The sequence below is a fragment of the Pseudomonas guineae genome (assembly GCF_900113745.1).
GTDB lineage: Bacteria > Pseudomonadota > Gammaproteobacteria > Pseudomonadales > Pseudomonadaceae > Aquipseudomonas > Aquipseudomonas guineae.
In genome coordinates, this window is sequence record NZ_FOQL01000003.1 from 213,126 (window position 1) to 232,435 (window position 19,310).

18 protein-coding genes are annotated in these 19,310 nt (G+C 56.3%); 12 read left to right on the plus strand and 6 right to left on the minus strand.

Annotated features, from left to right (window positions below):
* Positions 1-200 precede the first annotated feature (200 nt).
* From BMZ32_RS12460 to BMZ32_RS12465, 3 genes are read left to right on the plus strand one after another with little or no spacing between them, the layout of a single operon-like run.
* On the plus strand, positions 201-1,574 hold the full coding sequence (locus tag BMZ32_RS12460) for an ammonium transporter (protein WP_090242446.1): 1,374 nt from the start codon (positions 201-203) through the stop codon (positions 1,572-1,574).
* Positions 1,575-1,631: 57 nt separating this feature from the next.
* Positions 1,632-1,805: a hypothetical protein gene (locus BMZ32_RS19450; protein ID WP_167376753.1), complete on the plus strand. Its 174-nt coding sequence runs from the start codon at positions 1,632-1,634 to the stop codon at positions 1,803-1,805.
* 49 nt (positions 1,806-1,854) lie between these two features.
* Complete coding sequence (locus BMZ32_RS12465; RefSeq protein ID WP_090242448.1) at positions 1,855-2,499, plus strand: phenylalanine--tRNA ligase beta subunit-related protein; 645 nt, start codon at positions 1,855-1,857, stop codon at positions 2,497-2,499.
* Between the two features lie 189 nt (positions 2,500-2,688).
* Here BMZ32_RS12465 and BMZ32_RS12470 read toward each other — a convergent pair whose 3' ends face one another.
* The 5 genes from BMZ32_RS12470 to glnT all read right to left on the minus strand — a co-directional run bounded on the left by BMZ32_RS12470 (position 2,689) and on the right by glnT (position 7,559).
* Positions 2,689-3,030, minus strand: coding sequence for a DMT family transporter (locus BMZ32_RS12470; RefSeq protein WP_090242450.1), 342 nt, complete (start codon positions 3,028-3,030; stop codon positions 2,689-2,691).
* A 168-nt stretch (positions 3,031-3,198) separates the two neighbouring features.
* The gene (locus BMZ32_RS12475) at positions 3,199-4,536 is read right to left on the minus strand and encodes an FMN-binding glutamate synthase family protein (protein ID WP_090242452.1); all 1,338 of its coding nucleotides are present in this window, start codon (positions 4,534-4,536) and stop codon (positions 3,199-3,201) included.
* A gap of 15 nt (positions 4,537-4,551) precedes the next feature.
* Positions 4,552-5,235, minus strand: a complete 684-nt coding sequence (locus tag BMZ32_RS12480) for a GltB/FmdC/FwdC-like GXGXG domain-containing protein (RefSeq protein ID WP_090242453.1) — start codon at positions 5,233-5,235, stop codon at positions 4,552-4,554.
* An 11-nt stretch (positions 5,236-5,246) separates the two neighbouring features.
* Positions 5,247-6,152 (minus strand): class II glutamine amidotransferase, encoded by a 906-nt coding sequence (locus tag BMZ32_RS12485; protein ID WP_090242454.1) that lies wholly within the window; start codon positions 6,150-6,152, stop codon positions 5,247-5,249.
* Positions 6,153-6,224: 72 nt separating this feature from the next.
* Complete coding sequence (glnT, locus tag BMZ32_RS12490; protein WP_090242455.1) at positions 6,225-7,559, minus strand: type III glutamate--ammonia ligase; 1,335 nt, start codon at positions 7,557-7,559, stop codon at positions 6,225-6,227.
* A 376-nt stretch (positions 7,560-7,935) separates the two neighbouring features.
* On the opposite strand from glnT, the gene BMZ32_RS12495 reads away from it, so the two are divergent.
* The 9 genes from BMZ32_RS12495 (at position 7,936) to BMZ32_RS12535 (ending at position 18,007) form a co-directional block, all read left to right on the plus strand.
* Positions 7,936-8,532: a helix-turn-helix domain-containing protein gene (locus BMZ32_RS12495; RefSeq protein ID WP_090242456.1), complete on the plus strand. Its 597-nt coding sequence runs from the start codon at positions 7,936-7,938 to the stop codon at positions 8,530-8,532.
* A 384-nt stretch (positions 8,533-8,916) separates the two neighbouring features.
* The gene (gene purU / locus BMZ32_RS12500; RefSeq protein ID WP_090242458.1) at positions 8,917-9,783 is read left to right on the plus strand and encodes a formyltetrahydrofolate deformylase; all 867 of its coding nucleotides are present in this window, start codon (positions 8,917-8,919) and stop codon (positions 9,781-9,783) included.
* The gene (folD, locus tag BMZ32_RS12505; RefSeq protein ID WP_090242460.1) at positions 9,780-10,703 is read left to right on the plus strand and encodes a bifunctional methylenetetrahydrofolate dehydrogenase/methenyltetrahydrofolate cyclohydrolase FolD; all 924 of its coding nucleotides are present in this window, start codon (positions 9,780-9,782) and stop codon (positions 10,701-10,703) included. The genes purU and folD overlap by 4 nt, the downstream gene beginning before the upstream one ends.
* Positions 10,685-11,926, plus strand: coding sequence for an FAD-dependent oxidoreductase (locus BMZ32_RS12510; RefSeq protein WP_090242461.1), 1,242 nt, complete (start codon positions 10,685-10,687; stop codon positions 11,924-11,926). The genes folD and BMZ32_RS12510 overlap by 19 nt, the downstream gene beginning before the upstream one ends.
* A gap of 10 nt (positions 11,927-11,936) precedes the next feature.
* Entirely contained in the window at positions 11,937-12,248 is a 312-nt protein-coding gene (locus BMZ32_RS12515; RefSeq protein ID WP_090242463.1) for a sarcosine oxidase subunit delta, read from the plus strand.
* A complete protein-coding gene (locus BMZ32_RS12520; protein WP_090242465.1) occupies positions 12,245-15,151 on the plus strand; it encodes a 2Fe-2S iron-sulfur cluster-binding protein in 2,907 nt (968 codons plus the stop codon). Before BMZ32_RS12515 ends, BMZ32_RS12520 begins: the two co-directional genes overlap by 4 nt.
* A 128-nt stretch (positions 15,152-15,279) precedes the next feature.
* Positions 15,280-15,837, plus strand: coding sequence for a sarcosine oxidase subunit gamma (locus BMZ32_RS12525; protein WP_244153985.1), 558 nt, complete (start codon positions 15,280-15,282; stop codon positions 15,835-15,837).
* Positions 15,838-15,895: 58 nt separating this feature from the next.
* Positions 15,896-16,675 (plus strand): IclR family transcriptional regulator, encoded by a 780-nt coding sequence (locus tag BMZ32_RS12530; RefSeq protein ID WP_090242469.1) that lies wholly within the window; start codon positions 15,896-15,898, stop codon positions 16,673-16,675.
* Between the two features lie 507 nt (positions 16,676-17,182).
* Positions 17,183-18,007, plus strand: a complete 825-nt coding sequence (locus tag BMZ32_RS12535; RefSeq protein WP_090242471.1) for a hypothetical protein — start codon at positions 17,183-17,185, stop codon at positions 18,005-18,007.
* 58 nt (positions 18,008-18,065) lie between these two features.
* Here the strand turns inward: BMZ32_RS12535 and BMZ32_RS12540 are convergent, their stop codons facing one another.
* Positions 18,066-19,262 (minus strand): hypothetical protein, encoded by a 1,197-nt coding sequence (locus BMZ32_RS12540; RefSeq protein ID WP_090242473.1) that lies wholly within the window; start codon positions 19,260-19,262, stop codon positions 18,066-18,068.
* Between the last annotated feature and the right edge of the window lie 48 nt (positions 19,263-19,310).

Sequence of the window (19,310 nt, forward strand, 5' to 3'; positions counted from 1 at the left end):
GGCTTTTTCGCCGCCAACCAGTAGCACTAACCCGCAGAGTTGCGCTTTTTGCGGACGAATAGAGAAATGGCACAGGCCTTGCACTTTCTCAAAGGGAACTTTTATTAACCCGAGATAAATTAAAAGATCACCCGCACGCACTCAACACTCGACCTGGCGAATACAAATCCACTTCTGAAAACTGCATCGAGGACTCAACAATGGAACAGGCCACCCCCACACTGGAAGAGCTACAACAGCTCATTCAGATGTCTAACACCATCAATATGGAAATATTTTATTGGTGGTGTATCGCCTTGATGATGGTGATCCACGCTGGATTTCTATCCTATGAAATTGGCGCATCACGCCTGAAAAACGCCCTGACCGCGGGTGTCAAAAACATTCTGGCGTTCGCCTTTATTGTGCCGACGTTCTTTTTCTTCGGCTGGTGGATCTACAACGGCTTTTCCGGTGGACTGATCCCTGACCTAGACGGTGCCGCCGCCAGCTTGCCGTGGGCCAGCAGCATGGGACCGAACATCACTGACAACGCCACCGGTATTTTCTGGGCCGCTTTTGTCCTGTTCGCCGCCACCACGGCATCGATCATGTCCGGTGCGCTTATCGAGCGTACACGGATGAGTGCGTTTATCGTATTAGCCATCATTCTGGGCTCCGGCGTCTGGATCCTGGGGGCCGCGTGGAGTTGGCATCCAGCCGGCTGGCTGACCACCGAGTGGGGCTTCCATGACGTCGGTGCTGCCGGCTGCGTGCACACCATCGCCGGTTTCTTCACCCTAGGTGTGGTGATGAACGTAGGTGCCCGTATTGGTCGCTTCAATGCCGATGGCAGTTCGAATAACATCGTTGGTCACAGCATGCCGATGAGCGTGATTGGCCTGATGCTGGTTATCGTCGGTTTCTTCGGCTTCCTCGGTGGTTGCATCATCTATAACGGCGGCGGTCAGTGGACCAACATCTACGGTCAGCCAGCTACCCTCTCGGCATTTGCCTTCAACACCTTGATGGGTTTTTCCGGCGGTTTGATCGGTGCTTACCTGACCACTCGCGAGCCTTTCTGGATGATGTCTGGTGGACTGATCGGCATCGTTTCCGTGGCTCCAGGTCTGGACGTTTACTACCCGCCACTGGCCTTTGTTATTGGTATGGGGGTTGCCGCTGCCGCGCCGCTGGTGCACAAGTTCTTGGGCAAGCGTGGTATCGATGATGCCGTTGGCGCATTCGCCGTCCATGGCTTCGGTGGCTTTGCCGGCTTGGTGCTCAGCGGTATTTTCATCGCGGGCTACCCGAACGTGATCGAAGGCTCCCCCGCCGTCAACTTCCTCGGCCAAACCGGTGGCGCAATCGTACTGGCTGCACTGGGCTTCATCCCTGGCTATTTCATCTCGCTGCTGATGAAGAAAATGGGCGTTCTGCGCGTACCTGCGCATGCTGAAGAACGTGGCCTGGACCTGGTAGAAGTACCGGCTCAAGCCTATCCAGAATGGGCCATCACGGGTGCGAGCATCACCACTGTGTCGGAGAGCGAAGTGCGCCCTAATACGATCATTGGTGAAACTAAACCTGCGTGAGTTTGAACCCCGTCACTCGGTATTTACGACCGGGTGACACCATCTAGGAGAAATGTCATGAGCAGTCCAATAAGCAGCTGGGAAGGTGCCAGCACCGTCTTCACTTTCGCCGACAAGCCAATGGTTTTGGGCTTCATCCTCGTCGTAGCCGTTGCCCTAACGATCTTCGCCATTTACGCCACCGTGCGTCACGAGCAGGTCAGCTATAAAAGCCCGATGATCAAGAAGTAAGTTCAGCCGTCCGCCGCCCTACGGGGCGTCGGACGGCCTGGAGTCAGCCATGTTTAGCCCAATTTTCTGTTTACTCACACCTCCCAACCTTGGCCTTAAGGCCATCGCATTCAGCCTGCACTCACTGAGTAATCTGCACTACAGCAATACGTTGCAGGTCAGCCTGGCGCGGTTGCGAAATCAACTAAACCTCCGGCACAGCCAACGGCAGATGGCGGGTTTCACTGCATTACGCTTGCGTATGGGCCGTTCGCCCAAACGTTTTCCAGCGTCGCCGCAGGCCCTACTCGACCAGTACCAACGTCACTCTTGCCTACGGCCAATCTCACCGATCGTCGATCTTTATAATCAATGGTCATTGAACAGTGGCCTATCGATTGGCGCCCATGATTTACGGCATCTACAGCTGCCGGCCAGCTTGACCCTAACCCAGGGCGGTGAATGCTTTCAGGCACTGGGCAGCCAAACCGGCCATCCCCTACCTACTGGCGAATACGCCTACATAGACGCCCAAGGCCAGGTGCTTTGCCGCATGGAATACCGTCAATGTGCGGCCACCGCCTTAGATGAAACGAGCGACTCCGCCCTGTTTATCGTCCAGGGCCATCCCGACACCGACCCGCAATACCTGCAGCAGGTCGCTGCTGGTCTCAAAAACGATCTGATGCGCTGCTGCGCCAGCCGGGCGGCCTGACGTCCGAAGCGTTATCCCGCCATTGGGTAATTAACGTTATTGGCAGGTACTTACGGCGTTCACGCCCACCTTCAGGGCCAGAATAATGGCCAATTTTTCACAACTGCACTCCAGTGACGCAAAGGCGAAACCGGCTGCGGGCCATGCGCTATGCACGACCCGCAGCCGGCGGCTATTGCATTAGGTTGTTCAGACCACCGTTGTCGTGCTGACGAGCTTGAGCCCCACCACACCCGCGATGATCAGGCCCAAACAGCCCAAACGCGCCAACTGGGCAGGCTCATTGAGCACCGCGATGCCATAGATCGCCGTACCCAATGCACCGATGCCAACCCATACCGCATAGGCTGTTCCTACCGGCAGGGTGCGCACCGCGAGCGACAGCAGGTACAGACTGATAACGATGAATAGCCCGCAGTAAAGGCTGGGCCACAGGCGGGTGAAGCCTTCAGTTCGCGGGATTGCTGCGGCGTACATCACCTCGCAAACGCCGGCCGCCAGCAAGACCATCCATGCACCATAAGTAGTCATATAAGCTCCTTTATATAAAACGGGATCACGCAGTGAGCAGAGCTTCATGCACCTCGCTCAGCGAAATAATCGCTATGCAAAAAAAGGCCCACCGAAGCGGGCCCTTTTGATAATCGATCGCAGCGGTGTTGGCACACTGCGAATCGGCCTAACACTGCAGATCAGCGGCTAGTAACCCTTACCCGGAATCCAGCTGGTACCCGCCAACGGGACACGGGCCATCGCCGCAGACTCTACGGTTAACGCAACCAGATCCTCAGGATCGAGGTTGTGCAGGTGCGACTTGCCGCAGGCGCGAGCCATGGTCTGGGCTTCCAGCACCAGCACGCGCAGGTAGTTAGCCAGGCGACGACCGCCCTCGATCGGATCCAGACGCTTAGACAGCTCCGGGTCCTGGGTGGTGATACCCGCTGGGTCACGACCGTTCTGCCAGTCGTCATAGAAACCGGCAGCCGAGCCGATCTTCTTCAACTCCTCGTCCAAACGCGGATGGTTGTCGCCCAGGGCGATCAACGCCGCTGTACCGATGGCTACAGCATCAGCACCTAAGGCCATGGCCTTGGCCACGTCGGCACCGTTGCGGATGCCGCCGGAGACAATCAGCTGCACCTTACGGTGCATGCCCATTTCCTGTAGAGCCTGCACCGCCTGTGGGATGGCCGGCAGGATAGGAATACCGACGTGCTCAATGAACACTTCCTGGGTCGCCGCAGTACCGCCCTGCATGCCGTCGAGGACGATCACATCAGCACCGGCCTTAACGGCCAGCTTGACGTCGTAGTACGGGCGGCTAGCGCCGATCTTCACGTAAATCGGTTTTTCCCAATCGGTGATCTCGCGGATCTCGGCGATCTTGATCGCCAGGTCATCCGGGCCGGTCCAGTCGGGATGACGGCAGGCGCTGCGCTGATCAACGCCAATCGGCAAGGTACGCATGCCGGCTACACGCTCAGTGACTTTCATGCCCAGCAGCATGCCGCCGCCGCCCGGCTTGGCGCCCTGACCGAGGACGATCTCGATGGCATCGGCCTTGCGCAGGTCATCCGGATTCATACCGTAGCGCGATGGCAGGTACTGATACACCAGGTGCTGCGACTGACCGCGCTCTTCCGGGGTCATGCCGCCGTCACCGGTGGTGGTGCTGGTACCGGCGATGCTAGCGCCGCGGCCCAGGGCTTCTTTGGCGTTGGCCGACAGTGCGCCGAAGCTCATACCGGCGATGGTTACCGGGATCTTCAGGTGCAGCGGCTTCTTGGCAAAGCGGTTGCCGAGAATTACATCGGTGCCGCACTTCTCGCGGTAGCCTTCAAGCGGATAGCGCGACACGCTGGCGCCGAGCAGCAGCAGGTCATCGAAGTGCGGCAGCTTACGCTTGGTGCCACCACCCCGGATGTCGTAGATGCCGGTTTCGGCAGCACGCTGAATTTCCTGGATCGTCAGGCGGTCGAAAGTCGCGGACTCGCGCAGCACGGGTGGGGCTGCTTTCTGGGTAATTTGGACGCTCATGTTCTTGCTCCTGGATCAGTACGCGGAGGCGTTATCGACTTTGAAGTTGTACAGCTGACGGGCTGAGCCATAGCGCTTAAAGTCCGCCGCTTTTTGGTTGAAACCGGCACGATCAAGCAGCGCCTGTAGCTCCTCGATATGCTCGGCACGCATCTCTTTGGCGATGCAGTCCGAACCCAAGGATTCAACCGTGCCCTTAACGTAGATACGTGTCTCGTACAGCGAATCGCCCAGCGCATCGCCGGCGTCACCGCAGACCACTAAACGGCCGGCCTGACCCATAAAGCAGCTCATGTGGCCGATGCTGCCGCCGACGACGATGTCGACGCCTTTCATGGAGATGCCGCAACGCGCACCGGCATCGCCCTCGATAACCAGCAGACCGCCGTGAGCGGTAGCACCGGCCGCTTGCGAAGCGCTGCCTTTAACACGAACGTAACCAGACATCATGTTCTCGGCGCAGCCTACGCCGACGTTGCCATGCACGGTGATCGAGGCTTTCTGGTTCATGCCTGCGCAGTAATAGCCGGCATGTCCTTGGATATCGACGGACACCGCTTCATTGACGCCCACCGCTAGGTTGTGCGCGCCATTGGGATGAGTGACCACCCACTCGCGCTCTTCGAGTTGCTTGACCTGATCGTGCAGGGCCTGATTGAGGTCACGCACGGTGGCGTTGGATAGATCGATAGTTTTCATGTGTGAGCTCCTTAAGCCGGCGCGCGTTCCCAGATGTACATGGTGGCGGGAATGGGTTCCCATACTTTGGCGTTCTCGATGCCTGGCAGGCTGGACAGCGCCTGATACTCCGAGGCCATGGCCACGTAGTCATCGGTTTCGGCGAGGATCGCCGGCTTGCAGGCAATCGGATCGCGGATCACGGCAAAGCCGTTGCGAGTGCCGATGGCGAAGGTGAAGAAACCGTCCAGTGCTTCAAGGGAGCTGTCCAGCGCGGTCTTCAACGAGTCGCCCTGCTGCAGGCGCCAGGCCAGATAACCGGCAGCGACTTCGGTATCGTTTTCGGTGTCGAAGTTGATGCCTTCGCGGCGCAGTTCCTGACGCAAACGGAAGTGGTTGGACAGCGAGCCGTTATGCACCAGGCACAGGTCGGCACCGGTAGAGAACGGGTGGCTGCCTTCCATGGTCACCGCACTCTCAGTGGCCATACGGGTGTGACCAATGATGTGGCTGCCCTGCATATTTTTAAGACCGAAGCGCTCGGAGATTTCCTTCGGCAGGCCCATGCCCTTGAGGATCTCAATGCTTTTACCCGCGCTCATGATGCGTATCGTTGGCGCCAGCTCAGCCAAGGCAGCGCGCACGGTGGCTTCTCCAGCCTTGATTTTCAGTACGATGGCGCTGGCGTTCTGGAACCAATCCAGCGCTGCACCTAACGTGCCTTCTAGAGCTGCAACCAGCGCCTTGAAATCATAGTCTTCAGTGGTGGCTTGCAAGGTCAGCTTGACCCAGCCGTCAGGGACCTCATCACCATAAATGGCGAAGCCGGCACTGTCGGGGCCACGATCAGTCATCGCCTCGAGCATCGGCTCGAACAACGCACCCAACTGAGACTCGAGCGCCGGATTTTTCAGGTAAAGACCAACAATTCCACACATAGTCAAAACTCCACGGCAGAAGACGGCCCACCCATTTCGCAGGCCGTCGAAAACAGTTAATAGATCAAATGATCAGAAAAATTCGGTGTAGCGCTTCAGTTCCCAATCAGAAACGTGACGGCTGTACTCCACCCATTCCATGCGCTTTAGCTTGATGAACTCATCAACAATCCCGGGGCCCAGAACTTCGCGAAACAGCGGGTCAGCTTCCAGTGCGTCACAGGCTTCCTTAAGTGACTGCGGCAGCGTTTTAATACCGCGGGCAGCAATCTCCTCAAGGCTGAGCTTGTAGAGGTTCTCGTTGCAGACATTGTCGATTTCTAGCTTGCGGTCGATGCCGTCCAAACCGGCGGCGATGATTGCGGCTGTCACCAGGTAAGGGTTACAGCCTGCATCTGGTAAGCGGAACTCAAGTCGACCGTAGGGCACGCGCACCATGGCCGAGCGGTTGTTGGAGCCGAAGGCGATAAATGCAGGTGCCCACGTAGCGCCGGACAGTGAATTGCCGACCACCAAACGCTTGTAAGAATTAACCGTTGGTGCAGCAAAGGCACACAACGCCGGCCCATGTGCCAGGAGACCTGCAGCGAAGTGGTAGGCCATTTTCGATAAGCCCATGCCACTTGGATCGCTGGCGTCATGGAACATATTTTTGTTCGTGTCGCTGCTGATCGACAGATGGAAGTGCATGCCGTTACCGGCGCGCTTAGGGTCCGGTTTGGGCATGAACGAGCAAATCATGCCCATATCGTTGGCGATCTCGCCGGCGGCCATGCGGAAGAAGGTGAAGCGGTCAGCCGACTCCAAGGCATCGCTGTAGGTGTAATTGATCTCGAACTGGCCGTTGGCGTCTTCATGATCAATTTGATAAATATCGAAACCTACCGGCTGCAGCGCCTCGGTCAAACGCTCCAGAAACTCGCGAGAGCGCGACAGGCCTTTATAGTCGTAGCAAGGCTTGTCCAAATTATCTGAACCATCAACCAGCTGCAGCTTGCCGTCGACGTCACGGCGGAACAGGCTGAACTCGGGCTCAAGCCCGGTATTCAAGGTCCAGCCTTTATCGCTCAAACGCGCGACTTGTTGTTGCAGTACGTAGCGGCTGTCATACGGATGCGGCTTGCCTTCGACATGACCCACGCACACCACGCGACCATAACCAGGCTGCCAAGGGACAGGGGTTAATGTGGACAGGTCGCCACGCGCCATAAAGTCCGGGCCATGAGGCTCCATCCCCATGCCACAGATAGCAAAGCCCGCAAAACCGGCCCCTTCTTCAGCCACAGTCATGAGGCCGGAAACGGGGACAGACTTGGTCTTCGCTGCACCATGGATATCGACGAACTGGGCCAGCACATACTTGATGCCGTGCTGATCAATGAGCCGCTGCGTTTCAGATGGCAACATGAGATTTCACTCCTAATTTAGAGGCAAAGCAGTTAAAGAGCGGCAGGTAAACGTGGGCACTTTGAAATGCCCGAACCGCTAAAAACCGGGAGAAGGCTGTTACTGCGAGAAGCAGTTGATTCGAGGAGGTCAGGCTCATATCGGTATGCTAATTCCATGAGGGAAACTTTATTTCCCTACAGGAATGCAATCACCTTGCCAGAATGCGTCGGCCACTAAAAAAACACTGAGGAGCGGTCAGCCTTCTGTTTATATGGGAATATACGTTTCCCAGAGGGAAAGCTTGGGGGGTGGCCGAAGACTGAGATGCCTAGCTCGCACTTTCCTTGTGCAAAATTAAATTTCTTGAACCTAAATTGTGCAGGAATATCGCTCTATGTCGAATGACACCCAACCCCGCCTTAGGCTGGAGCAATACTTGGGCATGCAGATCAAACGGCAGCGCCAGGAGCAGGAGCTGAAGCTGGCGGATGTGGCGCGCATCGCCAACATCAGTCAGGGCATGCTGAGTAAAATTGAAAATGCCCAGGTGTCGACCAGCCTGGAGATTCTCAGCCGGCTTTGCGACGTGCTCGGCATGCCGATGTCAAAACTCTTCAGCCAGTACGACCAGCCTGACGGCAGTGCGCTGCTGGTAAAAGCCGGTGAAGGCCTTGAAGTAGTCCGCCGTGGCACAGAGAAGGGTCATACCTATCGGCTGCTTAACCATACGCGAGGGCCGAAGAAGAACTTCGAGGCCTATATGGTGAGCATGGATGACGCCAGTGAGGAGTTCCCCACCTTCGCCCACCCCGGCACCGAATTCCTGCACCTGCTGGAAGGTGAGTTGGTCTACCGTCACGGTAATCAGCTCTATCATATGCAGGCTGGGGACAGCCTGACTTTTGAGGGCGAAGTCCCGCACGGACCCGAGCAATTGCTGCACGTCCCAATCCGCCTGCTCTCGATCATGAACTACAGTAAGGATTCATGAGCCATTCGGCTGTGACTGCATTACACAATCTACAAAGGCTGCATCGCAGGCTCATGGCGCTTATCCCTATAAGCGCTGAGCTACCTCCTCCTTCGACGCCTCTGACCTCTGATACCCCCGCTGCAAAATGCTCTTCTCACCCTCGATCTCGTGCACCCCACCTTTGATGCCCTGAACAGCCTCACTGGCTAGACCAGCACCGGCAAAGTTTCCTGGCAGGATATAAATTTTCACAAAACGCTAGACCAGCAGGATTACTTCGCATATAAAAGCGCCAAGGGAAATTTATATTCCTTCCAGTTAAAAGCATTCACCTATAAAAAATACTTTCACCCACGTATTTACGCTTTGAAATCAGCTGCCGCCCCCTATCGAGGACATGACATGCAACACGCCAACAGCCACTTCATTATTAAGATCAGCTGCCCGGCGGCCTCCGGTATTGTCGCGGCAGTGACGACCTATCTAGCGGATAAAGGTTGCTACATCGGCGAGATGGCGCAGTTTGATGATGACATCAGCAACCGCTTTTTCATGCGTGCCGTGTTCCGCTTTAACCAGGGTATAGAGGGCGACATCGCCGAGATTGAACAAGGCTTCGCTGATGTAGCCGCACGCTTTGATATGGAATGGTCACTGAGTAACACCTCACAGCCGATGCGCGTGTTGTTGATGGTGAGCAAGTTCGACCATTGCCTGACAGATTTGCTGTATCGCCACCAGAAAGGCGAAATCGACATGCAGATCACCGCGATTGTCTCCAACCACCTCGACCTACGCCCAATGGCCGAACGTGAGGGCATCCGCTTCATCTACCTGCCAGTGACCAAGGACACCAAGGCCGAGCAGGAAGCTGCGCTGATGAAGATCGTCGACGAGACCCAGACCCAGCTGGTGGTGCTCGCCCGCTACATGCAGATCCTCTCAAACGACCTGTGCAAGCAGCTCTCCGGTCGCGCGATCAACATCCACCACTCCTTCCTACCTGGTTTCAAAGGCGCCAAGCCTTACCACCAGGCGTATACACGAGGCGTGAAACTGATCGGTGCCACCGCCCACTACGTCACCAGCGACCTCGACGAAGGTCCAATCATCGAGCAGGAAGTGCAGCGCGTTGATCACGCTTATTTGCCCGACGACCTTGTGGCCATCGGCCGTGATACCGAAACCGTGGCCCTGTCCAAGGCGGTGAAATATCACCTCGAGCACCGGGTTTTCCTCAACCAGGACCGTACGGTGATATTCCGGTGAACAGCCCTTCCAGTGTCACCATCATCGACGGTAAAGCCGCCGCCGCCCGCGTATTGAACGACGTTCGCGACGCTGTCAGCGCCCTCAAGGAATACGATCTGCACCCGGCTCTGGCCGTGGTGCTGGTCGGCCATGATCCGGCCAGCCAGGTGTATGTACGCAACAAGGTGCTGCGCGCTGAAGAGACTGGCATTCGCTCAGTCGAGCACAAGCTAACGGTCGACACGACAGAAGCCGAACTGCTTGATCTGATCGCAGGCCTCAATGCGGACCCAGCGATTAACGGCATCCTCGTGCAACTTCCGCTGCCCGCGCACATTGACGAGAACCGCGTACTGCAAGCCATTGATCCACTGAAAGACGTTGACGGCTTTCACAGTGAAAACGTCGGCGGCCTCAGCCAGGGCCGTGACGTGCTTACGCCCTGCACACCCAGCGGCTGCATGCACCTGTTGCACGACACACTCGGTGACTTGAACGGCAAACACGCCGTAGTGGTCGGGCGTTCAAACATCGTCGGTAAACCGATGGCAGCACTGCTGCTACAGGCCAACTGCACCGTTACCGTACTCCACTCACGCAGCGTCAACGCCCGTGAACTCTGCCGTCAGGCCGACATTGTGGTCGCTGCCGTCGGCCGCCCGCGCATGCTCGATGCCAGTTGGTTGAAACCGGGGAGCGTGGTGATCGATGTCGGCATCAACCGGATCGACGAAGGTGGCAAAACACGCTTAGTCGGTGACGTCGACTTCGACAGCGCGTTGAGCGTGGTCTCGGCCATCACTCCGGTTCCCGGCGGTGTAGGCCCAATGACCATTGCGCTATTGATGAAGAACACCGTCAGCGCAACCCAATTGCAGCAACCTGCCCTGTCCACCCACTCCACACGTGCGGAGGCACCATGCCTTTCAATCTCCTGAAATACGGCCTAAGTTCCGAATACCCGGTTGAGGTGGATCTTCCCGCGCCAAAAGAGCTGAAGAGCTCCTACGACGTGGTGATCATCGGTGCTGGCGGCCACGGTCTGGCCATCGCCTACTACCTGTCGAAATATCACGGCATTACTAACATCGCCGTGCTGGAAAAGTCCTACCTCGGCAGCGGTAATACTGCACGGAACACCGCAGTAATCCGCTCCAACTACCTCACCTCCGAGGGCGTGCGCTTCTACGCCGAGTCGGTGGAGATGTTCCAGAACCTGTCCAACGAATTCGACTTCAACATCATGTATTCCGAGCGCGGCCAGCTGACCCTGGCCCACACGGATGCAACCGTGCGCGCATTCCGCCAGCGCGCCGAGGTTAATAAGCACTTCGGTGGACGCACCGAAATGATCGACCGCCAGCAAATTCGCGAACTGGTACCGAGCCTCAATCTCGACCCAGGTCACCTGCCAGTACTCGCCGGGCTATGGCACATGGACGGCGCCACCGCGCGTCACGATGCCGTGGCGTGGGGCTACGCCAAGCAGGCGGCCAAGCGCGGCGTGGAAATCCACCAACTGACCGACGTGCAAGACCTGGTCATCGAAAATGGTGCTATTACCGCGGTTAAAACCAACCGTGGCACCATCAAGTGCGGCTGTGCGGTACAAGCCATCGCCGGGCACAGCTCGCTGATGATGGCCAAGGCCGGTATCCGCTCGCCGATCCAGACCTTCCCATTACAAGCCATGGTTACGCAGCCATTCAAGCCGTTCCTTGACCCCCTGGTAAGTTCCTCGGCACTGCACTGCTATGTGCAGCAAACCAGCCGTGGCGAAGTGGTGTTTGGCGGCGGTTCCGACCCCTACCCGCTGTACAACAGCCGCTCGACCCTGGATCTCAAGGAAAGTCTGCTGGCCCATGCCATCGAAATGTTCCCATTCCTGGCCAACGCCAAACTGATGCGTCAGTGGGCCGGGATCACCGACATGACGCCGGACTACAGCCCGATCATGGGGCTGTCGCCAGTGAAGAACTATTACCTCGACGCGGGCTGGGGCACTTGGGGCTTCAAGGCCACGCCGATCTGCGGCAAGACCATGGCTGAACTGATTGCCAGCGGCGGCAAGGTGCCTGACTTGATCAAGCCTTTTGCCCTGGAACGCTTCTCGCGCTTTCAGCAAGTCAACGAAATGGGCGCAACCGCCGCCAGCCATTGAGGACCGGACAATGAAAATCATGAATTGCCCGCTCAACGGGCCGCGCAACATCAGTGAATTCACCTATGGCGGCGAACTCAAAGCCATGCCCGATTCGGCTACCTGCAGCGATATCGAGTGGGCTGACTATGTGTTCAACAGCGATAACGCTGCCGGCGTAGTGACTGAATGGTGGATGCACACACCCTCGAGCTACTGGTTTCTGGCCGAGCGTCACACCGTGACAGACCAGATCATTCGCACCTTCGACCCGAAAGAAGTATTCAACCAGCGCATCGATTTTCACACCAATAGCACCGCGCTCAAGGGAGTCACAGCATGAGTTCTTCGAACCGTTTGCCCGCCCCTATGGGCCTGCTGATCGACCGTAACCAGGCGCTCAACTTTCAGTTCGACGGTCAATCATTTAGCGCTCTGGACGGTGACAGCATCGCCAGTGCCCTGATCGCCAATGGTCGCTGGTTGATGTCTCGCTCGTTCAAGTACCACCGCCCGCGTGGCCCGCTGACACTAGCCGGACAGGACGCTAACACCCTGGTGCAACTGCCCAGCGAACCTAATGTTCTGGCCGACATCACTAACGTTGAAGCCGGCATGCAGGTCAGCGCACAGAATGTGTCCGGTTCACTGGACAACGACCGCGACGCCTACCTGGGCAAGTTTTCCAAGTTTATGCCGGTGGGCTTTTACTACCGCTCCTTCTATAAGCCAAAGGGCATGTGGAAGGTTTGGGAGCCGATCATTCGCAAAAAGGCCGGCCTCGGTGTGCTCGACTTAAAATTCGAACCTGAGTACTACGACAAACAATTTCTGTTCGTCGACCTCGCCGTAGTAGGCGCTGGCCCGGCAGGCTTGCAGGCCGCACTGACCGCTGCCAATGCCGGGGCCAAGGTACTGCTGGTAGAAGAACAGGCGATTCTCGGCGGCTCGCTGACCTATGCCCGCTTCGACGCCGAAGGCGTGCGTGCTGAAAACCTGCGCCAGGAACTGATCGCCGCAGTTGAAGGCCACTGCAATATCCAGATTCTGAAAAAAGCGACCTGCAACGCCTGGTTCACCGACAACTACTTGCCGGTGATTCAGGGTAAGCGCCTTTACAAAGTGCGCGCCAAGCAATGCCTGGTCGCCAGCGGCTCGTTCGATCAGCCGGTGATTTTCCGCAACAATGACCTGCCGGGCGTGATGCTGACCAGCGCGGCACAACGACTGATGAAATTGTATGCCGTGAAGCCAGGCAAGCGTGCAGTCGTTTTGACCGGCAACGACGACGGCTATCTGGCGGCTCTCGACTTGCACGAGCAAGGCGTAGAAGTAGCAGCCTTGGTCGACATGCGTGCCCAGCCCGCTGACCCGAAACTGCTCACGCTCCTGCAAACGCGCGGCATTACTTGCCACTTGAGCACCACCGTATTTGAGGCCCTGCACACAAAAGGCATGCGTCATGTCAGCGGCGTCGATCTGCGCAAAATCACCAGTCAGGGCGAAGTGGCCAGTGATTCACTGACACTCGGTTGCGACCTGCTGTGTATGTCTGGCGGTTATATGCCGGTCTACCAACTGTTGTGTCAGGCGGGCGGCAAGCTGGCGTATGACGATCAACTGGCCGAGTTCACCCTCAGCGGCCTACCGGAGATTCTCCACGTGAGCGGTTCGGCCAACGGCTGCCATGCACTGGATAACGTGCTGGCTGATGCGACGAACTGCGCACTCGATATCATCGCGGCACTGGGCCTGAACGACGACCCTGGCCGCGCCCAGCTGAAAGCGGAAGCGCAGGTCAATTTCCCGTGGCCTATCTTTGCCCACCCTAAAGGCAAGGACTTCGTCGACTTCGATGAAGACCTGCAAGTACGCGACATTATCAATGCCACCAAAATCGGCTACCGCGATGTACAGCTGGTCAAGCGTTTCTCAACCGTCGGCATGGGCCCGTCGCAGGGTCGCCATTCAGCCCTACCGACCGCCCGCTTAGTCGCTCAATCGACCCAACGCAATATCAGCGAAACCGGGGTGACCACTGCTCGCCCGCCTTTCGTTGCGGAAAAGCTGGCGCATGTCGCGGGTCGCGGCTTTGACCCTTACCGTCAAACGCCTATGCATCGTCGCCACTTGGCGGCTGGGGCGAAGATGATGCCGGCGGGCGTCTGGCAGCGTCCGGCCTACTACGGCGCTAGCGCAGAGCGCGATAAGTGCATGCAGGCGGAAGCTAAACATGTGCGCAACAAAGTTGGCCTGATTGACGTATCGACGCTGGGCGGGCTGGATGTGCGTGGGCCAGATGCTGCTGAGTTCCTCAATCGCATCTACACCTTTGCGTTCCTTAAGCAGCCCGTTGGCCGTTCGCGCTATGCACTGATGACCAACGAGCACGGTGTGGTGATTGATGACGGTGTGTGCGCACGTTTCGCCGATAACCATTTCTATGTCACCGCTACCACCAGCGGTGTCGACCGTATCTACCAACAGATGCTCAAGTGGAATGCCCAGTGGCGCCTGAATGTCGATGTGACCAACGTCACCGCGGCACTGGCAGCCGTCAACCTGGCAGGCCCCTTGTCACGCAACGTGCTGCAAAAGCTGTGTAGCGATGTTGACCTCTCGCCAGAGGGCTTCCCCTATCTTGGCGTGCGCACGGGCACGGTTGCAGGTATCCCGGCGCGTCTGATGCGCGTGGGCTTTGTCGGCGAGCTGGGCTTTGAAATCCACGTTCCCGCGCGCTACGGCGAATACCTCTGGGACGTGTTGATGGAGGCCGGCGCAACGGAGGACATCCGTCCGTTTGGTGTCGAGACACAACGCTTGCTGCGCCTGGAGAAAGGCCATGTGATCATCAGCCAAGACACCGACGGCATGACCACCCCGGGCGAGATCGACATGACCTGGGCAATCAGCCGCACCAAGCCTTTCTTCGTTGGTAAGCGCTCGGTTGAGATTCTCGAGCAGCAACCCCAGCACCGTAAATTGGTGGGTTTCACCCTGGAAAAAGGCAGTCGCCAACCGCTGGAGGGTCATCTGGTACTTGATGGCAATGACATTACAGGCAATGTCAGCTCGTGCGAGTTCAGCGAATCCCTCGGCCAGATCATCGGCCTGGCCTATGCCGGCGCCAACCAGAGTATCCCCGGAAGCCATCTGCCGATCCGCGTGGAAGGCGGGGCAATGGTGCACGCCACCGTTGTCGAACTGCCCTTCTTCGACCCCGCTAATCAACGCCAGGAGTTGTAAGCATGAACAGCCTGACAGCAGAAGCCTTCAAAGAACGCAGCCCGCTATACGCCAAGCATCAGGATGCTTCGCTGGTAGCGCTTGCTGACACTGTAGCCGTCGCACGCTACAGCAAGGCTGCAGAAAACATGCAATTAGCGCGCTGTGCGCTGGTCGACCTCAGCAATTTGCCCCGCGTCTGTTTTCGTGGCACTGATACTGCAGATTTTCTGCACAGCAAAGGCTACGACCTGCCAGAAACACCTAACCGTGCCAACGCGCAGGATGACGGCAGCATGGTCGCGCGCTTATCGCAAACCGAGTACCTAGTATTGGGTAGCCTGCGCGATGCCGGCACTCGGGTGGCGGATTTGGAGGCGCAGTGGCAATTGAGCGAACAGGCAAACTATTTGCTCCCTCGTCAGGACAGCCACGCGTGGCTGCTCCTCACCGGCGAACACTGCGCCGCGGTAATGGCCAAACTCTGTGGCGTTGACCTGCGCAATGGCAATTTCACGCAGGGTGCAGTGGCGCAAACGTCGGCAGCGCGAATCAACGTGATCGTCATCAATAATCACGCTACAGCGCTGCCTAGTTTTCACATCCTCTGCGATCGCGCTTCTGCGAGTTACTTCTGGGACGCCGTATTGGATGCCATGCTGGAGTTTGGTGGTAAGCCAGCAGGTATCGCAGTCCTCCTCGACTGAGGCCAGAAACTGGCGTGTTGTGAAACACGTCGGTAAATCATGGAAGGGATGAGCCCTTATGAACCTCGACATTGAGCGCGACGTTGACTATCGCGTACCCGCCCTGCAACGCGGCCTGATGGTGCTGGAAATGTTCAGCAGCCAGCAGCGCCAACTGAGCAGTAACGACATTGCAGAACGCTTGGGCCTTAGCGTCTCAGCGATCTATCGCATTCTGCACACGTTGTTAGAGATGGGTTACCTGAACAAAATCAGCAAGAACACCTTCGAGCTTGGGCCTCAGGTGATGTGCAACGGCTTCAGTTACTTAGCCAGCCGTGACATTGTCGAAATCGCAATGCCGCACCTGAACAACCTGCGCGACCGCACCTCTATGACCTGCCACTTAAGCATCCGTGAGCAAACGGATAGCCTCTATATCTACCGTGCCTTCGCCGCACAACGCCTCTCGGTCAACATCCCGATTGGTTCGCGCCTGCCCTGCCACTGCACGGCGATGGGCCGCGTGCTGCTCAGTGACTTGTCGCAACTCGAACTCGATAACCTATACCGCCACGTGCGCTTGGACGACTACCCGCCACCCGCACCGAAAACACTGCCTGAGTTGATCAACATGCTCGCCAGCGACCGCGAAAACGGTTGGGTATTGCACCGCTCCGATTACTCCACCGCCATCGCCTGCGCCATAAACGATCACAGCGGTAAGGTGGTTGCGGCAATCAATCTATCCGGGCCAGAAGCCATTCTCGACAACCCGAAAACTCAACTCAGCTATACAGAGCATCTGCTAGACACGGCAAAAGCTATATCTAAAGAGCTTGGCGCAGGTAAACGCTAGAGATCGGTTGGATGCATGCACTGAAAAACTGGCCAGGCTTCTTCTGGTTGATGGGATGATCCAACAAACCTAACGTCTCAATCTGACCGATGAGTCGCCACTGGCTAGCCTCTTTTCGCTTCTAGGGCTGGTTCTGTCGGCTAATTAGTTTCAGCGGCTTTTTACACACGCGGGTCGAAAATAGCCTGATGTAGGTGACTATTTTTGCTGCTCTCAGCTTTTACCCAATAACCGCTGTGGGTCGAGAATTACCCGTGGTTAATTACCGTTGAGCCAGAGCAGGACGCGGACAGGCACAGCGTAGGCTGATAAAATTCTCCAACATTTATTACCGGCATTTTCAATGCAGCAACCTACCTCCCTTTCCCGCCGTTTTTCCTGTGCCCCCATGATGGATCGTTAGCAAACTCCTCATAAATCAATAGCTTACAAGCTGGCGTGTGCGCAAGGTGTGCACACCCGCACTACTCTATAATGCCCCGATAATGCCCTCACGGACACCCCCGTATGCCTCGCCTCATCAACCACAAGAACGTCACTGTTAATCACATCCTCTATGAAGACCTCGCGGAACTTTTCCACAACTGGGGAGGCATCGGCGAAGGCGAGCCCAACGACACTGGGTACACACCCAAAGTACTCATAGGTTACAAAAACCAGCTGGCCGCGCTGATAGCTCACCAAAGTACGCTGGACGAGCAAATACGAGCTGAACAACTGAACAAATTCCTTCCCTCCCGTGAGCGCAATGAACTTGGCGAGCGCTATTTGAACGCGCTTAAAAAGGCTAGAGATATCTGGATGGAGATGGAGAATGACGACCAACACGCCCTGACAAAATGCATGTCAGAGATCGACTCAGGTCACGCCATTATTGATGAGATCGGGCTTGAGCCCCTCCTCACATCTTTCAGGCTAACCCAAGACATTGCGCCATGGCGCTCGGCAGCATTGAGGCAACGCAAACATGAGCGGTGGGGACTAGATACAGAGATGCTAGATCTCTTAGTTGGCGCAGCTCAGAGATGGATTGAGTTCGAAGCACCAGAAAAAAGCGCAAAGATAGACCCCACTCTTTATGCGGTCATGTACATCGCGGAACAGTGCCAGACTTATGGCATCGACCCCTCCCCCACAACTACCAGCCGATTTACTGAAATCGTCGATACCTATTTCAGACACACTAAGGTTGGGGGCGATACCAGTGAGCGCTCCAGCTACACCGACATCATCAGGAAAGCAAACCTCTCTCTCAAGAAAAGCCCAAATCCCTGCCTGACAGCTGATCCAAGCTGGTTCGAAACACGCTTGAAGCTTGATGACTCTAATTGAAGCTAAGCCGCACTCTAAAGTGCCACCGTCAAAGCGGCAGTGCCCGAGATAGGCGTTTTTATTTATCTAATGCCAGGAACCGTTTGAGTCTGTTTTTCACTGATGCTTTAGTTATTGGTGCATCAAACCTGAAATCAAAGACCTCAACACTATTTTCGGCGCACAGCCTACGTTTTAGCCCATCGCGCTCAACCACTCTACGATGCGCTTCTTCCCCACCAAAAACAGCGATTGGCCGGTAGTGTTGCTCACCCTGATGCTCTACAGCCAACCCTAAATCTGGCACGTAAATATCTATACGCATCCTACCTAACCAATCCGGTGAAGCTTCACGAAGTACTCTATAGTCGGGGAAAAGGTCACGCACAATGCCGTAAAGCTCGGACTCGCGCTGCCAGCGACTCAGCCCGAGGATGTGCATCACTTCTGCTTGAGCTGTTCGGCCGTCAACACCAAGGTCGAACATCACCTGATCAACGTATGCCTTGAAACTCGTCTCTATGCTCGTGCCATACCGTTCGTCTTCTGGTGAAGACTTAGCAATGCAGAGATGGCAAATACCCAGCTTGTAATCACACTGAACAAGATAGGCGCGTAATGCTTTGATGAAATTGCCGTCATTATCTGTTGGTGCAGCAGCAGATAAATGAAAAGGTCTTGCGCATTCGCAAAGTAACTTTTGGCCAGACAGCATGTGATCGAACGAAACGATCCGCATCCCCGAACAGCTGGCCATAGAATCAAAATTGGCAATCAGTGGTTGTACCGGTGGACTCTCAATCAGTCCGTCCAAAATCATCCGAATGACTGCCTCGCCGATACGGATATGATTGATCCGTACAACATGATTCGTCTGCTTCTTCATCTCCTTAACCTTGACCTGGTGAATTCTGGATATTCCCCAGCCGTAGCTAATCGGGAGCAACTCAAGATCTTTCGAGTCGAGAATAAGCTCGTCAAAACAATCCTCTGGCCTTGTTGCTATTGTGACTTCCGGATACCAAGTCTCGTAGCCGGTTTCAAGCAGCTCAGCAAGCGATGCGAAACGTTGCTTAAAGTACATCGAGTGAAACTTGACCTTCGGCGGCTTGATCAGAAGCTCAGAGAATGCGCGCGAGAACGCTTGATAAAGATAAATTTCCAGGGCGCGCTCAATAGCAAGAACCGGCGTTATGCCAGGCGTAACAAGATCCTGAACGATACCATTCACAAGCAGACTGCCATCAAGTTTTACTGTAACCAGGGCACTGGTCATGCGAAATACCCAAGATGATTGAACTGAGCGCTACCAATGCAACCCTTC

Excerpts from the sequence above, each read along its gene's own strand:
- BMZ32_RS12460 (WP_090242446.1), top strand. The coding sequence starts at position 201 with ATGGAACAGGCCACCCCCACACTGGAAGAGCTACAACAGCTCATTCAG.
- BMZ32_RS12540 (WP_090242473.1), bottom strand. The coding sequence starts at position 19,262 with ATGACCAGTGCCCTGGTTACAGTAAAACTTGATGGCAGTCTGCTTGTG.
- purU (WP_090242458.1), top strand. The coding sequence starts at position 8,917 with ATGCAACACGCCAACAGCCACTTCATTATTAAGATCAGCTGCCCGGCG.
- BMZ32_RS12530 (WP_090242469.1), top strand. The coding sequence starts at position 15,896 with ATGAACCTCGACATTGAGCGCGACGTTGACTATCGCGTACCCGCCCTG.
- BMZ32_RS12510 (WP_090242461.1), top strand. The coding sequence starts at position 10,685 with ATGCCTTTCAATCTCCTGAAATACGGCCTAAGTTCCGAATACCCGGTT.
- BMZ32_RS12470 (WP_090242450.1), bottom strand. The coding sequence starts at position 3,030 with ATGACTACTTATGGTGCATGGATGGTCTTGCTGGCGGCCGGCGTTTGC.
- BMZ32_RS12475 (WP_090242452.1), bottom strand. The coding sequence starts at position 4,536 with ATGAGCGTCCAAATTACCCAGAAAGCAGCCCCACCCGTGCTGCGCGAG.
- BMZ32_RS12535 (WP_090242471.1), top strand. The coding sequence starts at position 17,183 with ATGCCTCGCCTCATCAACCACAAGAACGTCACTGTTAATCACATCCTC.
- BMZ32_RS12465 (WP_090242448.1), top strand. The coding sequence starts at position 1,855 with ATGTTTAGCCCAATTTTCTGTTTACTCACACCTCCCAACCTTGGCCTT.
- glnT (WP_090242455.1), bottom strand. The coding sequence starts at position 7,559 with ATGTTGCCATCTGAAACGCAGCGGCTCATTGATCAGCACGGCATCAAG.
- BMZ32_RS19450 (WP_167376753.1), top strand. The coding sequence starts at position 1,632 with ATGAGCAGTCCAATAAGCAGCTGGGAAGGTGCCAGCACCGTCTTCACT.
- BMZ32_RS12480 (WP_090242453.1), bottom strand. The coding sequence starts at position 5,235 with ATGAAAACTATCGATCTATCCAACGCCACCGTGCGTGACCTCAATCAG.
- BMZ32_RS12485 (WP_090242454.1), bottom strand. The coding sequence starts at position 6,152 with ATGTGTGGAATTGTTGGTCTTTACCTGAAAAATCCGGCGCTCGAGTCT.
- BMZ32_RS12495 (WP_090242456.1), top strand. The coding sequence starts at position 7,936 with ATGTCGAATGACACCCAACCCCGCCTTAGGCTGGAGCAATACTTGGGC.
- BMZ32_RS12525 (WP_244153985.1), top strand. The coding sequence starts at position 15,280 with ATGCAATTAGCGCGCTGTGCGCTGGTCGACCTCAGCAATTTGCCCCGC.
- BMZ32_RS12520 (WP_090242465.1), top strand. The coding sequence starts at position 12,245 with ATGAGTTCTTCGAACCGTTTGCCCGCCCCTATGGGCCTGCTGATCGAC.
- BMZ32_RS12515 (WP_090242463.1), top strand. The coding sequence starts at position 11,937 with ATGAAAATCATGAATTGCCCGCTCAACGGGCCGCGCAACATCAGTGAA.